We start from the raw sequence: 14,411 nt of genomic DNA, 5'->3' as shown, positions 1-14,411 counted from the left end.
AAAAATACTTCCAACTCACATCCTGTATAGCGGATACAGATTATAGTTATGTTGATAAGTAAATTTCTGCTGTCTTGTATATATAAAACTAATTTACTTATCAACATACCAATTACATTCAATGAATTTGTGTAAGATGCCATTTTACATAAGATAGAATGGAAGCATTTTTTGATTTTAAAGTACTAAACCTTCAGTTAACCTCCTGGCCCTGTAGTTTTTGATATGGTCAGGATCAAAAGCCTTTTTTGATCTTAAAATACCAAAACAATATGAAGTAACTTACGCATTGCAGACCCAACTATGGCCATATTATGCTTACCCTTTTCCTTTAATCTCTGGCAAAAGCTCATAATAATAGGATTGTGATTCTTAGCTACTATGGCAGGAAAGAAAAGTGCCTTACGTAATGGTTGTGAACCGGATTTACTTAATCTGGGTTTGGCATATACAGATGAACCTGATGTTATATTTCTCGGTATAACTCCTGCATATGCTGCCAATTGTCTGGCATTTCTAAAAACTTCTATGTCAGGAACCTCAGCTAAAATAGCTACTGCTGATTCCTCTCCTATTCCTGGAATAGTCAGTAGAAGTTGAAAATTTTCCAACAACTCTTTGTGTTGCTTTAATAGTTCACGTACGGAGTTTTTTATTGTTTCTATTTTTTGAGCTATATTCATTGCAAGGTCTTCCCAAGCATTTGCAACTTCTTTGGGCAGTCTCTCTTTTTTTTCTAAGTGGTTATTTACTAATATCAATTCATCTTTTAACGCAACCGAGCAACGATAAAGATGTTTTAATTTTTTCAGTTCAGGAGAAGGTGGTGTCCAACGAGTAGGTTCCTGTCTTTGGCAACAATCAGCAATAATTTCTGCATCAGTCTGATCATTTTTTTGCCGTGTAAGCTTACTTCTTGCGTAGGATTTTATGCAATAAGGATTTACAACACTAACAAAATGTCCAGTATTGTGTAGAAATTCAGCCAAAGCTTCACTATAACAACCGGTAGCTTCCATGCAGGCTTTTACTTGTTCTACATTATGTTTTTGTAGAAAGCTCAGTAAACCTTGAAACCCATGATCATCGTTCTTAAAGCTCCTTTTCCTAGTTTCACGTTTTCCTTTTTTACTTATAAATGAGAGAAAAACATCAAAGCGATCTTTTGATACATCTATGCCAAGAAAGTTGTTGATCATATATAACCCCATACGTTACCATTAAAAATGAAAAGTAAGGCTAACCTTGTTAATACAGAATTAGAACCATTTAGGTCTTTCTAAGACGCCGTCCAGCCTATACTTTTGAGAGGGAGCTCTTATCTGCAAAACAGATTTTATATCTAAGGTTTATATCAGAGTTCCTCCCTTCTCCAACTAATGCTTAAGCTTAAAACATTAGATGCTTTTTTCAAGATACAAGGTTTATAGTTAGAATTGGTTGATAGTGTTATATTGACTACTTCATTTTGTAACCAGATCGGCTTTATTGAGTAGTGGATTACAGATGGGCAGGCAAAAAAATCCGTGTAGTAAGTTCAAAATCAATGTCGGAGAATTTTATAGAAGTGTCAAGTTGAAGTTGATGTGGAAGGAAAGAGACTATAAATTCTGCTATGTTGATTGCTTAACACTCTGAATCAAGGTTGCAAGTTTACTATCCTATCAGGCATCTTTATTAGGTTAAAAGAAAGTTTATGTAAACACCTGAACTTACTACAAAAACTCAAAAATTGCAAAATAATAAAAATATTATATTAAAATCAGCTTGACTCATATTATATATTGTACATAATATATCAAGCTAGGAGGAAAATATGGTTATTGCTGAAGCTATCAACGGGCAAAGTAAACAAGCGAGCAAAAAGCTAGAAGAGAAATTAAGTCCTGGACAAGAGTGGTCAGAAACAGACAAACTATTGGATGAAGAGTACGAGTTAATTAAAAAATATTTATGGGTTCCATCTGAATTAAATGGAGGTAGATCTCTAGTTGATGGTCAATGTTCATTTGAGGAGCTGGTGTGTATATGGCTTGCTCATACAACAAATTTGAACGAGAATCAAAAAAAGTTAAATAAAGAATTACTAAAAACTCTTAAGGGTATAGGTTCTTATCTTCATGAGTACGATACTAAAAAACTTGAAAATTTTTTAAAAAATAACAAGGACGATCAAGATTTAAAAGTTGTTCTTAACCTTAAAAGGGGAGAGTCAGGATTAACGTTATTGCATGCTGCTTCAAGACTCAATGATGATCAGAGCGGTCCTACTTTAGTCAATTTACTTCTACAAGCAGGGGCTGATCCTAATATAGAAAGCAATGAAGGGAAAACACCTTTACATTATGCTGCTGATAGTAACTATAGGTATCTCACTATAAATCTACTCTTGGAGGGAAAAGCTGATCCTAACATACGGGACAATAAACGAAAAACCCCATTACAAACTGCTATTGATAATAATAACTGCCACATTTTAGAATGCTTCTTAACTGACAATCAGAAAAAGTTGAGTAAAGAGCTGTATGATATACTTTTAGGTATACTCTCGCCTGAAGATTATAAAAAACCTCATGTTATAGGTGAAGTTTTTAATCGTCAGGCTATTGAAAATTTAGGCAAGTTTCTGGATAAACATAAGAATAGTCAGGATCTCAAAATGATTTTCATTGTTCAGGATAGAGTAGGTATGTCAAAAGTACTTAGTTATGCTAGAGCTACTTGCAAAGAAGCAGTGGATTTACTTCTAAAGGCAGGAGCAACTGATCCTAAAAAAGATGCAAATATGTGCAATAAGAAGAAAAAGTGTTTGCTTCCACCTAGGACTTTATGGAGTATCCCAAACCAACAGATAGTGCTAGGTGGATTTTTAAATGACATATCTCAAGTTGAAAGTATGGATCAACTGGAAAAAGTTGTAGATAGAGCTATAGATTTCGGAGTAATGTTAAATTTCGCTAAAAAATCTTCTCAAGGTGAAAAGTACAACTTTACAGATTATGTAATAAAAGAAATTAGTAGATTAGAAAAGAATCCTAAAGTTGCAAGTGATATAGTATGTAAGTTGGTATCGTGGGGAGCAGCGTGCTATACTAAAAACAGTATAGATGTAATTGGCGAACTGGAATTAGAATTTAAAGATCACAAAGCTAATATGATAAAAGCTCATGAAAAGTATGTTAATTGTACTCAGAAATTCCTGAAAATCGCAAAAAATGCGACCAACGGCAAGTTAAATCGTGCAAAAATGGATAACGCTACTTTTTACTTAGAATATTCAGAGGACAGTACAATAGATGTTGCACAAATTACAGATGGAACAAGGGATTTAGGGCTAACCCATGGAGATGTAAAGTGTGGAAGAAATATAGTAAAGATCGGTAATAGTGAAGTAGAGATTATCACAAAAGATGGTGTAAGGAATTACACAGATCTTACAGAAGGTGGTGATATAGTATTAACTTTCTATACCATTCAGGGGGAACTAGAGGTCAGGTTATATCCTGATACACAAAATAAAGATCTAATAAGAGTAGAGGTGAACGATCAAGATTTACTGGAGGAATTAAAAAATTGTAACGAAAAAATAGGTAAGAATTGCTTACTAGGGGGGTTACCAGTTGATCAAGCCATAGAACGAGGTTTCTTTACTAGATCAGGAAAACTTTGTCAATATTCCGAAACAGTTAGTTCAGCTGCTCAAACTGTAAATGAAAAGCAACAACTATTACAGGATTTACGCTATATTGAGTCTAATATTGTAAAAAAGGAGAAGAATTTTGACATAAAAACTCACCTGGTAGAAATCTTTAAAACTTTATCTAGATTCTGTGAAGAAAAAGGGGATATTTCTAAAACAGACTTAGCTAAAGCAGCAGAAAAGGAAAGTAAAAAATTGGGGTTAGAAGGTAAATATAACTGGAGTAAGATTTTTGGTTTAGAGAAAGGAGTTATTGAAAAAGCAGAAAAACAAGGTGATAAAGAACAAAAATCAAACATACCTGATAATTTCTATTTAGGACAAGCAATTGAAGATGGAAACTGTTTTTTTGATTCGTTTAGACAAGAACTAGAACAACAATTAGGGATAAAAGCTACTGTTGAGCAATTGCGACAATATTGTAAAGAGTTTGCACGAAATAACCCACCAGAATGGTTCATAAATGCTATTACTAACAGTCATGATAATAATGGCGTGGTGCGTAGGGAAACTCCAGATTTTTATGCAAAAAATATTCTAAATAACAATAGATGGGGTGATCCTGAGGTTGAAGGTAGAATACTTTGCGGAAAGTATGGTGTAAAATTGCATGTTGTAGAGAGTAATCCATTACATGCTACTGATGAACAACAAGATCCATCCTTGCATCAACTAATAGATAGTTTAGGATCAAGAAGTACAGGTGAGTATAATAGGATAGATTATGATGACAATAATGTCTTACATATAGTAAATAAGGGACATGATCATTTTGAACCACTGTTTAATAGTAATAAAATCTTGGCAAAATGCTATTCAAGCTTACCAAGGTGTAGTATGGACGAGTTAAAGATAGAATCTCACCAACATAAGTCACTACTTGTAAGTGGATCATAGCTCCGTATATGACTTGTTACACAGCAATGATGGAGGAAGTTTATTTAGATGGTTAAAAAAGAATTTACTTAGCACTTATGAATTTTCAAGTACGCTTTCAGGTTCAAAGGAAGCTGTAGATTAGTCCACATGTACTACTTTCTCGAGTTGTATGCTGGGATTTAGAGTATTGTACGTTGCATTTTTCGATTTCTATAGAATTTTTCCCCAGATCTATTATTAAAATGTGCAGCTAAAATTCGATACATTTTCTGCCATTGTCGTATCTAGCATGCTAAAATCTTCGTCATTTATATTGATATTTTTGCATAATTGAGTGTCAGCTTTTATAACATTGATTTGCTTTTTTACATCAATCTTGACTTCCTCAACATCTTTTGGAATGGCCCTTCGTATCAGCTCCTTCTGGCACGTACTCTTTCTGTTACTTTTGTAAATTAAGACGCCATTCCTTACAATTTTTCCATCTGCTCACTCCACAACACCGGTATTTCTCTCAAATCAACTAATTTCAAATTTCTTGGCTGCCTCCCATTTACTATATCTTCTTTAATCTTTGGTGCTAAATAATTTCACCTTTTCTTTCCCTATTAAGAACTTCACAAACTCAAGATTTTCATGGTTATAACTGACAGCATGGTGCACAGCCATCTTCTCGACGTACATAATTAACATTAGCCCCTTTATCAAGTTGAGCTTCTACTCCACTGCGGTCTTTTCTCTTGACAGCATCAAGAAGTAATTCATTTCTTAGTAAACTTTCAACTTCTTCATGTCCTCCATCATTTGCAAGTTCCAATGGTGATCTATTATTGGAATTTTTAATATCAATTCTTGCTCCTTTTTCTATGAGAAACTCTACAGCTGATAAATGTCCTTCCTTGGCAGCATAGTAGACTGATCTGTGGTTTTAGAATTAATAAATGATTCTTGTTGTTGCTTTTATATTAGAAGCTTTACAATCCCTAGATATCCTTTATTGGTAGCATAATGCAAAGGAGTCCAATTGTTTTTACCTTTTGTACCAACTTCTACTCCCTTATTAAGAGAAAACTTTACAATATCGATATTTCAAAAATCAGCTGCAATATGAATAGGCTTGTTTTCGTCATTAGTTTTAGCGTTAAAACTTACACCTTTATTATTTACTAAAAATTTTGTTACTTCTAAGAACCTGTCTTGAAAGGAGTTAAGCAGCTAATTTAGTAAGCATAGAAGTAATCATATTAAATAAGATATTGTTTTTTGAAGTAAGAGGAGAATGCTCGTAATCCTTGCTCATGCGTCTAAAATTGGAAAGCCAAGCAAAGGTTCGTTCTACAATCCAACGTTTAGGAATAACCTGAAATCCTGTATCAACCAATTTCTTGGTAATCGTTAGCAAACATCCAGTTTCCAACAAACATCGATTTTGTAATTTACCTTTGTATCCTTGATCAGCAAAAAACTTACGTAATGTTGGAGCTTTGCATTTAGCTTGAATAAAAAGATTGGTAGCACCATCACGATCCTGAATGCTTGCGCTGTGTACCTCTGCAGTAATTACAAGACCTAGTGTATCTACAATAATATGGCGTTTTCTACCCTTTATTTTTTTACCGGCATCATATCCTCTTGATCCCCTTTTTGAGTCGTTTTCACTGATTGACTGTCAATTATACCTACTGAAGGTGTTTCATTTTTACCAACCATTTTTCTTACCTCTTTTACTAGCATGTCATGTATTTTTTTCAATTTTCCATTATTACGCCACCTGATAAAATAGTCATACACCGTTTTCCATGGGGGAAAATCCTTTGGTAGCATTCTCCACTGGCAACCACCCCTCATTATATACCTTATTGCATTAATAATTGTTCTGATGTTATGTTTTCTTGGTCGTCCTATCGCTCCTTGTGCAACATAGGGCTCTAAAATTTCCCATTCCTTGTCACTTATATCACTTGGATACAATTTACCCTCCTATTTTTTGCTTACCTCATCATACTCTTTTCTTTATTCCCTTTCAAGACAGGTTCTAAGCTATCAAACTTAGCTGGATGGTGCACAGCCACCTTGACCAAAAAATCATCCCCCTATCGCGTTCTTATCATTATGCCTTATACGCTGTATTACACCTTCAGATATAGTCATTGCTAACCTCCAACATCCTTGCTAATAAACCCTCGCTAAAACTGCCGAAAAGACTTTATAAGTTAATATTCTAAATCTCAATATTTTATGGTGCAGGTTTTTATTTTTAAAACATTATACTTTGTGTAGGGTATAACTACACGCATCAAAGTGAAAGAAAAGCAAAATGATGAAGAAAATGAAAGTTTAAGTTTTCTTCAACGACTCAAGGAGAGAATTTATGCTTTAAAGCCTGTATTAGCAAGAGCCTTAATCACTAAATGAACAATGTCACGCAGAGTTTCATCCTCAATTTTTCTATATTCCCTCACTAGCCTTGATATTTCTTCGCTGCCTACATCGCTATGGAAGGCCTTATCATGTAAGTCTTCAGAGGCTTTGGTAAAAAAATACGACATATCAACCGATAGTACTTCTGCTAATTTATATAACCTATCAACTACAAGCCTAATCTCTCCGCTTTCATATCCTTGTACATGCTGAAATGAAATTTCAAGCTTTTTTCCTAAGTCTCTTTGACTAAAACCACACATTAGCCTTCTTTTCCTTATTCTTTCACCTATTTGTTTATCGATAGGATGTTGTATAGTCATTTTACGTATCAGGTAATATTAACTATGTATTATCACTTTGAGAAAAAGATTTTACCAATATATAAACTGCACTACGTAACCTTTTGCTCTTAATTTCGTTATATCCTTTGACTAACTTTAGTATTTCTTCATCATAAGCTTCATGTGAGTCAGTGTGCATATCAGTAAAAAAGTTAGCAACATCTATCGATAGTGCTTTTGCTAAATCATATAATCTACTGGCCAAAACACAATTTGAACCATTTTCGTACTTTTGTATCTGTCTATACGAAACACCTATTCTCTTTCCCAATTCGGTCTGTGTCAAAGCACGATCTAACCTAAGTTGTTTTATTTTTTTACCTAATTGCACTTTTCACCTCTTATTCAAATTTACAACAAATTTTATGAAGTGGAAAAAAAGCTAGCAAAGTAATTGCTTTAATAATTTCTGCCTCTCGCTAATTAAATCGTTTGGCCTTACGTATTTTTTCTCAATTTCCCTCATCTCTTTTTCTCGTTCTGCAATGCTATTTCGTATTACTTCAGCCGAGTATCTGCTTTTGCCACTTGCAAACTCTGATCTTAATCTTCTAACCTTGTATTCGAGCTCAGCAAATCTTTCGTGTTGCTCAAGAAGTTCTATCATATGACTAATTTCAGAGTTTAGCTTTTTTTCCTCAACATCTCTTACAATAAAAGAAAGTAGAAGCTTATCTATTTGGTAATCAATATTTGGTTGAGCAGCAAATAGATCAATTATGGCTTTTACGTCAGTAGGATTTGTAACTAGTAAGTTAAAATTACTACATAAAAAACTATAGAACTTTATCGTCTTCTCAAGATAATTTTTCATATCTTGTGATAATTGCAATTCTTTGTGAATTCCTGACAGCAATATTTTCAATTCTTCCAAGTATTTCGTGTCAAAATTACTTACTTCTGTAGGTGAAAGGATCATTAGCAGCTTTTTTACAAGCTCAACATCATTTAACTTTACTGCATTATAAAGAGCTTTTTCTTTATCTTCTTTTAAATCATAAAGCTCTGATGAGTTATCTATGCTGAATAGATATTCAGTATTTCCTTGAGGAGAGTAGATTAAAATGTCCACTTCTCTTAGCGGGTGATCATCATTAAACTTTTCTAGTAACTGCTTATCGGTAGTTTCCTCTATTGCTACAACTGCTTTGCTTACCTCTTTCAACTTTGCAATATCATCTCTTGAGTTTTCAAGTATATCTTTAGCCTTGTCTAGCAGCTGCTCATATAGAACTATTTTTTCTTCATCATCAAGTAGCTGACAATGCTTTTTCAGCTTTTCAGTAGAGTAAGATAGGATATCCATTTTTTTCAATTTTACGATTACGATACCCCATTTTTGTTGAAACTGAAATAATTTTTATAGGATGTGTTTTTCTAGTGTAGATGCCCGCAAAACTTGTTATTATAATATATAGTAAATCAATAAGTCGTATAATATTAACAATTAAATAATATTTATCACGATATGATCGAATAGTAATGAAATTAAATGAGGGTTACAATGAAAAAAATAAATGGTAAAAAATTGTCTAGTAAAATGTTAAAAGCGGTAGAGCGAATAGCAAAAGAAGGGTTATTACCTAATTTTATAAAAGCTGCTCCAACAGCAAATAAAAAGATTAGTAAATTACCTGTCTTAACATATCCTGAGGAGCTCAATCCATTTCGATCAGCTTTATGCAAGATAAGGCTAAGTGAATATGAAAATGTGAAATTAAATGAATTCTTGGAAAAAGCTATTGCAGCTGAAAATCTAGACAAATTAAGTAAAATCGTCGATGAAGCTTTGGATTTAGGAATAAGAGTAAACGCTCGCAACGAAGATGGCTTTAGCTTCACTAACGTTACAATGTTTAAGATGTATCGTGATGAATTCAAAGAAAATAAACAAGAAGATATAATCAGAAAGTTAGCCTTACATGGAGCAGATTTTAATGTACAAGTTGATAAGAAAATAGCTGAAATGTATCAAAAAGTGCAAAAAGAAATTGAGCCACAAATATATAGTAGGCTCAAGAAACTTAGGGAAGTTGGAGAAGACGCTACTATAGAAGGAACTGTTGAAGATGTAGAAATCGATAATAAGACCTTCTATATTGAATTTTCACATAGCTGCATAGTTGATGTTGCCAAAGTTGTAGAAGGTGCAAAAAATTTGGGCTTAAGTAAAGGAGACTTAAACCTTGGCGGTAGTATCATAAAAATAGGTGATGGTGAAGTTGAGGTCAAAACTGGGAAAGACGGTAAAAGAAATTACGTAGATATATCCGATAACAGCGCTTTTACAGTAACACTTTGCACTAGCCTAGGAGAGCTAAATTTAATGGTATATCATGACACAGAAGACTATCATCAAGTACAAGTTGAGGTAGAAGATGAAGAAATGTGGAACGAGTTGCAAGAAATAGGAGAAATCGTAGGAAAGGGTTGTTTATTTGGTGGAATGTCTGTTAAAGAAGTAGTGGAAAAAGGCAGCTTTACTAGATGTGGAAGGTGGGGCGACCAAAATTCTAAAAGTAGTGAGACCTTTTCTTGGGTGAGCAAATTAAAAGATACCAAAACGACATCTGTAGGACGTTCTTGATTGGTGGCTATGTTTTTACATAGCCATAATTATTGCAAAGTAAAGTAGTTCTTGAAATTTAATCAAAATTACCATAAAAAATTTACCTTAACTAGCATTGCTTGTAGAAGTGGATTGAAGATATATTCAGGCAATATTATTTATTGGCAAGCGCTTTTATCACTGAATGCACAATATCACGCAACGTTTCATCCTTAATTTTCCTGTATTCCCTCACTAGCCTTGATATTTCTTCACTACCCACATCGCTACAAAAGGCCTTATCGTGTAAGTCTTCAGAAGCTTTGGTAAAAAAATATGACATATCAACGGACAAAGCTTCTGCCAAATTATACAATCTATCAATTACAAGCCTTACCTCTCCAGTTTCATATCCTTGTATATGCTGAAATGAAATTCCGAGCTTTTTTCCTAAGTCTCTTTGGCTAAAACCGCATATTAACCTTCTCTTCCTTATTCTTTCACCTATTTGTTTATCAATAGGATGTTGTTCATCTTGTACAATCATTTATTAATATATTAACTGAGGTATTGAAGCAATACTAACTCTCATTGTAACTTTGAGAAAAAGATTTTACCAATATATAAACTACGCTACGTAACCTTTTGCTTTTAATTTCATTATATCCTTTGACTAATTTTAGTATTTCTTCATCATAAGTTTCATGTGAGTCGACATGCACATCAGTAAAAAAATCAGCCACATTAATCGATAGTGCTTTTGCTAAGTCGTATAGCCTACTGGCCAAAATTTGGTTTGAACTATTTTCGTACCTTTGTATTTGTCTATACGAAACGCCTATTTTCTTTCCCAACTCAGTTTGTGTTAAACCACAGTATAATCTAAGTTCTTTTATTTTTTTGCCTAATTCCACCTTTCATTACTAATTTTAGCTGCTCAAGCTTATATTGAATTTTTTAATTTATGAAGTAGAAAAAAAGAAGGAAAGTTGGAGAACTTTCCTTCCGGTCTACAGATTACAATAAACCACTATCATAAAAACTAAAGTGGCTCTTCTGTGTTACGATTATGTGATCTATTAATTTCATTCCTACATTTTCGCAGGTTGCAGCTAATGTAAGTGTGTTATCCTCATCCTCCTTTGATGGTTCTGTATCTCCACTTGGATGATTATGTGAAATTGCAATAGATGATGCATCGATCAGTAATCCCTGTTTGATTATTTCTCTCACATATAGAGGTACTCTGTCTATAGTTCCACAGTCTTGAATATACTCGTATATCAAATGACCACTTCGATCTAAGTATATTACTCGCAAGCTTTCCTTTCGTGACTGCCCTATTGCTGTTTTAAAGTATTTTAGTAGCTCTTCTCTGTTATCAAGAATCGACAGCTTTTTTAACTTACCTTTCAGTATCCTATCGAAAATCTCTTTCAGACAAAAGATACTTGCTATTGCTCCATCATTCATTCCTGTAACATTTTTTAGCTCATGAAAGTCAGCGTTAATTACCCTTCCTAAACTACTAAAGAGCTCTATTAGCTTTTTGGCCACTTCTCTTCCTTCTTCACATTCAGATAGAGTACGTTCCAGTAGCTCATGGTCAAGTAAAGACCTGCCTCTACTTGATAAAATGCGAGTTTCCAATTTTTCTTTTCTCTCACTATTATTCATAAAAACCTCCAAGGTCAACATTATATACAAATTCAGCGCCAACTTTCTGACGCAATAGTTCTCGAGGAATAACCCTTTTGAACTCTAAATTTGCAATGTTGTCCTTGTTGCTTTAAAAGCTGGAATACCATTTGCCATATGAATTTGTGCATTGACATTTACTGTGCTAATTCCCTGAAGCGCAATGGTATTTATATTTGCAATCATAATATATTATATAAAATTGTTAATACAATATATTAAAGAAGCGATGAAGTAAAGGCTACAGCAATTAAAGATGGCTTAACTTAACAAAAAAGTGTAGTATTCTATCACTTTGCTGATTACAAATGTTTATAAGGATAATCACTTTTTTCTTACTATATTCAAGTACGGCTTTTTGTAGTGATTGTAATTTTAATTTACCATACTGTGGGCTCAGTTGTAATCTAGATCTATCATATAGAAATTTAAGTAATATAAAAAAATTATTGAATAACGACGATAAGTTTGTTGCGCTTACGTTTGATGATGGACCTTCCAACAATAGAATAAACGATATTATTAATGTTCTGGAAAGCTATGAAGCAAAAGCAACATTTTTTGTGCTTGGTGAACGTATAAATGAAAAAACGTCTGAAATAGTAAAGAAAATTCATGAATCAGGTCATGAGTTAGGCAATCACTCTTGGTCGCATAGGAAGTTGACATCACTTTCAAGTGAGGAACAATTGCAAGAATTGGAAAAGACAAATACAGCAATTAAAAATGCAATAAAACAAGATGTAAAATGGTTTCGTCCGCCATATGGATGTTATGACGATAATCTGATTGAAAATACTGATCAATTAAATATGTATTCAATATTATGGACAGTTGATTCGCTAGATTGGCAAGGTGATAAGCCAGAAACTTTAGTTGAAAGAGTTTTAAGTAATGTACATAATGGAGCAGTTATACTGTTTCATGATCACAATAACAGGTCAAACACAATTGAAGCTTTACCTCATATTATTAAAATACTAAAAAAATCAGGTTATAAGTTTGTGACCTTAAGTGAGTGGGAAAAAAGGGTTTGTAATACGGTAAAAGCCAGAAGTGTAACAATAAAAGAGGGGAAAAAAGTGTGTTTTGAAGGAATGTTATGTGGACAAAAAACAAAGTCTTTAACCGCAGAGCATTCATATTAGGTGGTATTCAGCTTACCATTTCTGCGGTTTTTAGTTGCAGGTTATATAATTTACAAATACGAAACAGACAAAAGTACGAAGCACTATCTAATAGTAATAGAATAAGAGTTGCTACTATTATGCCTAAGCGGGGCAAAATTTTAGATAGGAATAGCATTGAACTTGCGATGAACAAAATTTCGTATGTTGTTTTGTTTGATGGTTCTGGTAAGGAAGTTGATTTGCAGACATTATCAGAAGTCGAGTCTAAAATAGCAAAATCGTCAGAAAAAATAACTGCTCTTTATAAACGTTATTACCCGTTTGGTTCAATGTGTTCTCATGTAATCGGATATACAAAAAGACAGCAAGGCATAAGCGAAGTAGGAATCAGCGGTATTGAATATACATATGATCATATATTGAAAGGCAAGTCAGGAAAATCTGAGCAGGAAATAAATTCTAAAAAACGCGTCATAAAAGAATTATCAAGCATACCACAACAAGACGGACAAGATGTACAACTGACAATTGATATTAATCTGCAAGAGAAAACCGCAGAGGTATTTAAAGATCACCAAGGCTCCGCAGTGGTAATTGATGTAAATAATGGAGAAATTTTAGCATTATATAATTCACCTTCTTACGATAATAATCTTTTTGCTAGCAGGCTATCAAATGAGACTTGGGAGAGCTTGAATGCTCCTTCATTGCCGCTCGTGAATCGTGCGTTATCATATCAAATTCCACCTGGTTCAATATTTAAAGTAATAGTTGCGCTTGCGGGTTTAAAAGACGGGATAATAACACCAGAAGAGAAATTCTCGTGCAAGGGCTATATGAAAATAGGTGAGCGGAAATTTCGTTGTCTGAAAAGCAAAGTCCATGGGTATGTATCTTTAAATGAGGCAATGGCATTATCATGCAACACTTACTTTTATAATATAGGGAAAAAAATAAGTGTAGACTCTCTAGTAGAAATGGCCAGAAAATTTGGTATTGGAAGTGGGCCACTGATTGGAACGTTTAAAGAAGAAGCTCCAGGGTTGTTGCCAGATAGAGATTGGCGTACACGAAAGCTATATTCGCAGTGGTATTTAGGTGACACTATCAACTTAGTTATAGGACAAGGGTATATGCTTACAACACCACTACAGCTTGCAGTTCTTGCAGCGAGGATTGCAACAGGAAAAGAGGTAATTCCCCGCATTAAGATGAATGAAACGATACAAGATTTTCCCGATATTGATGTGGATTGTGAGCATCTTAGCATAGTTCGAAAAGCTATGTTTGATGTGGTGAATTCTAAAACTGGAACCTATAAGAAAGGGCTAAGCGGTATACAAATTGCTGGCAAAACCGGTACACCAGAGATAAACTCTAAGGGTGAAAGTCATAAGTTATTTATCGCTTATGGCCCTTACCATAACCCGCGCTATGCAATCTCTGTGTTTATAGAACACGGCAAAGCCCCACGCCAAGATGTTGCAATTGCTAATGAGATATTTCAGTATATGCTTGAAACTATGAGTATTAAACTTCTTGCATAACCATATAACAAACTTTTATTGGGAATAGAAACGAAAAAACTTACTTGACACCCTTCGCCAGCGCCCTTATCATGATAGTGAAGCTATTGTATTTGCTTTCGCCAATCTGCAGATTAAAAGGTAAGGATTACTTAATGTATCGGC

At 33.9% G+C, this 14,411-nt stretch carries 14 protein-coding genes and 3 pseudogenes; 4 read left to right on the top strand and 13 right to left on the bottom strand.

What is annotated here, in order from left to right; translation table 11 throughout:
• Positions 1–177 precede the first annotated feature (177 nt).
• Positions 178–1,199, bottom strand: a pseudogene (locus tag ABWU73_RS04125) (IS110 family transposase).
• A 617-nt stretch (positions 1,200–1,816) separates the two neighbouring features.
• Here ABWU73_RS04125 and ABWU73_RS04120 point away from each other — a divergent pair.
• On the top strand, positions 1,817–4,597 hold the full coding sequence (locus ABWU73_RS04120; protein ID WP_264377396.1) for an ankyrin repeat domain-containing protein: 2,781 nt from the start codon (positions 1,817–1,819) through the stop codon (positions 4,595–4,597).
• Positions 4,598–5,049: 452 nt separating this feature from the next.
• Here the strand turns inward: ABWU73_RS04120 and ABWU73_RS08135 are convergent.
• From ABWU73_RS08135 to ABWU73_RS04085, 8 genes and pseudogenes are all read right to left on the bottom strand, one after another.
• A pseudogene (locus ABWU73_RS08135) lies at positions 5,050–5,169 on the bottom strand (recombinase); the annotation flags it as partial.
• 50 nt (positions 5,170–5,219) lie between these two features.
• Positions 5,220–5,396: a hypothetical protein gene (locus ABWU73_RS04115; protein ID WP_007552506.1), complete on the bottom strand. Its 177-nt coding sequence runs from the start codon at positions 5,394–5,396 to the stop codon at positions 5,220–5,222.
• 12 nt (positions 5,397–5,408) lie between these two features.
• Positions 5,409–5,456 (bottom strand): annotated as a pseudogene (locus ABWU73_RS04110) (hypothetical protein); the annotation flags it as partial.
• A gap of 83 nt (positions 5,457–5,539) precedes the next feature.
• Positions 5,540–5,659, bottom strand: a complete 120-nt coding sequence (locus tag ABWU73_RS04105) for an ankyrin repeat domain-containing protein (protein ID WP_353285524.1) — start codon at positions 5,657–5,659, stop codon at positions 5,540–5,542.
• Between the two features lie 127 nt (positions 5,660–5,786).
• Positions 5,787–6,550, bottom strand: a protein-coding gene (locus ABWU73_RS04100; protein WP_156518237.1) for an IS5 family transposase whose coding sequence is annotated in 2 segments (ribosomal slippage) — positions 5,787–6,196 and positions 6,196–6,550 — 765 coding nt in all. Because the reading frame shifts where the segments join, the coding sequence is not laid out codon by codon here.
• 398 nt (positions 6,551–6,948) lie between these two features.
• Entirely contained in the window at positions 6,949–7,323 is a 375-nt protein-coding gene (locus ABWU73_RS04095) for a helix-turn-helix domain-containing protein (RefSeq protein WP_007549999.1), read from the bottom strand.
• A gap of 22 nt (positions 7,324–7,345) precedes the next feature.
• Positions 7,346–7,675 (bottom strand): helix-turn-helix domain-containing protein, encoded by a 330-nt coding sequence (locus ABWU73_RS04090; RefSeq protein WP_007549995.1) that lies wholly within the window; start codon positions 7,673–7,675, stop codon positions 7,346–7,348.
• Positions 7,676–7,726: 51 nt separating this feature from the next.
• On the bottom strand, positions 7,727–8,650 hold the full coding sequence (locus ABWU73_RS04085) for a hypothetical protein (protein ID WP_012673225.1): 924 nt from the start codon (positions 8,648–8,650) through the stop codon (positions 7,727–7,729).
• A gap of 198 nt (positions 8,651–8,848) precedes the next feature.
• Between ABWU73_RS04085 and ABWU73_RS04080 the strand changes: the two genes are divergently transcribed.
• Entirely contained in the window at positions 8,849–9,931 is a 1,083-nt protein-coding gene (locus ABWU73_RS04080) for a hypothetical protein (RefSeq protein ID WP_012673224.1), read from the top strand.
• A 136-nt stretch (positions 9,932–10,067) separates the two neighbouring features.
• Here ABWU73_RS04080 and ABWU73_RS04075 read toward each other — a convergent pair whose 3' ends face one another.
• The 4 genes from ABWU73_RS04075 to ABWU73_RS04060 form a co-directional block, all read right to left on the bottom strand.
• Positions 10,068–10,439, bottom strand: a complete 372-nt coding sequence (locus tag ABWU73_RS04075) for a helix-turn-helix domain-containing protein (RefSeq protein ID WP_041582616.1) — start codon at positions 10,437–10,439, stop codon at positions 10,068–10,070.
• Positions 10,440–10,473: 34 nt separating this feature from the next.
• Positions 10,474–10,806 (bottom strand): helix-turn-helix domain-containing protein, encoded by a 333-nt coding sequence (locus ABWU73_RS04070; protein WP_041582615.1) that lies wholly within the window; start codon positions 10,804–10,806, stop codon positions 10,474–10,476.
• Positions 10,807–10,909: 103 nt separating this feature from the next.
• Complete coding sequence (locus ABWU73_RS04065; protein ID WP_012673223.1) at positions 10,910–11,569, bottom strand: RadC family protein; 660 nt, start codon at positions 11,567–11,569, stop codon at positions 10,910–10,912.
• 84 nt (positions 11,570–11,653) lie between these two features.
• Positions 11,654–11,776 carry a hypothetical protein gene (locus ABWU73_RS04060; protein ID WP_264711393.1) on the bottom strand — a complete coding sequence of 41 codons (123 nt, stop codon included), beginning with the start codon at positions 11,774–11,776 and terminating at the stop codon, positions 11,654–11,656.
• A gap of 122 nt (positions 11,777–11,898) precedes the next feature.
• On the opposite strand from ABWU73_RS04060, the gene ABWU73_RS04055 reads away from it, so the two are divergent.
• Both ABWU73_RS04055 and ABWU73_RS04050 read left to right on the top strand, forming a co-directional pair.
• Positions 11,899–12,738, top strand: coding sequence for a polysaccharide deacetylase family protein (locus ABWU73_RS04055; RefSeq protein WP_065106681.1), 840 nt, complete (start codon positions 11,899–11,901; stop codon positions 12,736–12,738).
• Positions 12,693–14,267: a penicillin-binding transpeptidase domain-containing protein gene (locus ABWU73_RS04050; protein ID WP_209472678.1), complete on the top strand. Its 1,575-nt coding sequence runs from the start codon at positions 12,693–12,695 to the stop codon at positions 14,265–14,267. Before ABWU73_RS04055 ends, ABWU73_RS04050 begins: the two co-directional genes overlap by 46 nt.
• Positions 14,268–14,411 lie beyond the last annotated feature (144 nt).

The sequence above is a fragment of the Wolbachia endosymbiont (group A) of Andrena helvola genome (assembly GCF_964028415.1).
GTDB classification, from domain to species: Bacteria; Pseudomonadota; Alphaproteobacteria; order Rickettsiales; family Anaplasmataceae; genus Wolbachia; species Wolbachia pipientis.
The sequence above is the reverse complement of the archived record's forward strand: the minus strand, read 5'-3'. Positions and strand labels throughout refer to the sequence as shown.

What these genes read in the sequence shown, in the direction of transcription:
- ABWU73_RS04050 (WP_209472678.1), top strand. Translation starts at nt 12,693, where the DNA reads ATGTGGACAAAAAACAAAGTCTTTAACCGCAGAGCATTCATATTAGGT.
- ABWU73_RS04075 (WP_041582616.1), bottom strand. Translation starts at nt 10,439, where the DNA reads ATGATTGTACAAGATGAACAACATCCTATTGATAAACAAATAGGTGAA.
- ABWU73_RS04095 (WP_007549999.1), bottom strand. Translation starts at nt 7,323, where the DNA reads ATGACTATACAACATCCTATCGATAAACAAATAGGTGAAAGAATAAGG.
- ABWU73_RS04085 (WP_012673225.1), bottom strand. Translation starts at nt 8,650, where the DNA reads ATGGATATCCTATCTTACTCTACTGAAAAGCTGAAAAAGCATTGTCAG.
- ABWU73_RS04055 (WP_065106681.1), top strand. Translation starts at nt 11,899, where the DNA reads ATGTTTATAAGGATAATCACTTTTTTCTTACTATATTCAAGTACGGCT.
- ABWU73_RS04080 (WP_012673224.1), top strand. Translation starts at nt 8,849, where the DNA reads ATGAAAAAAATAAATGGTAAAAAATTGTCTAGTAAAATGTTAAAAGCG.
- ABWU73_RS04060 (WP_264711393.1), bottom strand. Translation starts at nt 11,776, where the DNA reads ATGATTGCAAATATAAATACCATTGCGCTTCAGGGAATTAGCACAGTA.
- ABWU73_RS04120 (WP_264377396.1), top strand. Translation starts at nt 1,817, where the DNA reads ATGGTTATTGCTGAAGCTATCAACGGGCAAAGTAAACAAGCGAGCAAA.
- ABWU73_RS04065 (WP_012673223.1), bottom strand. Translation starts at nt 11,569, where the DNA reads ATGAATAATAGTGAGAGAAAAGAAAAATTGGAAACTCGCATTTTATCA.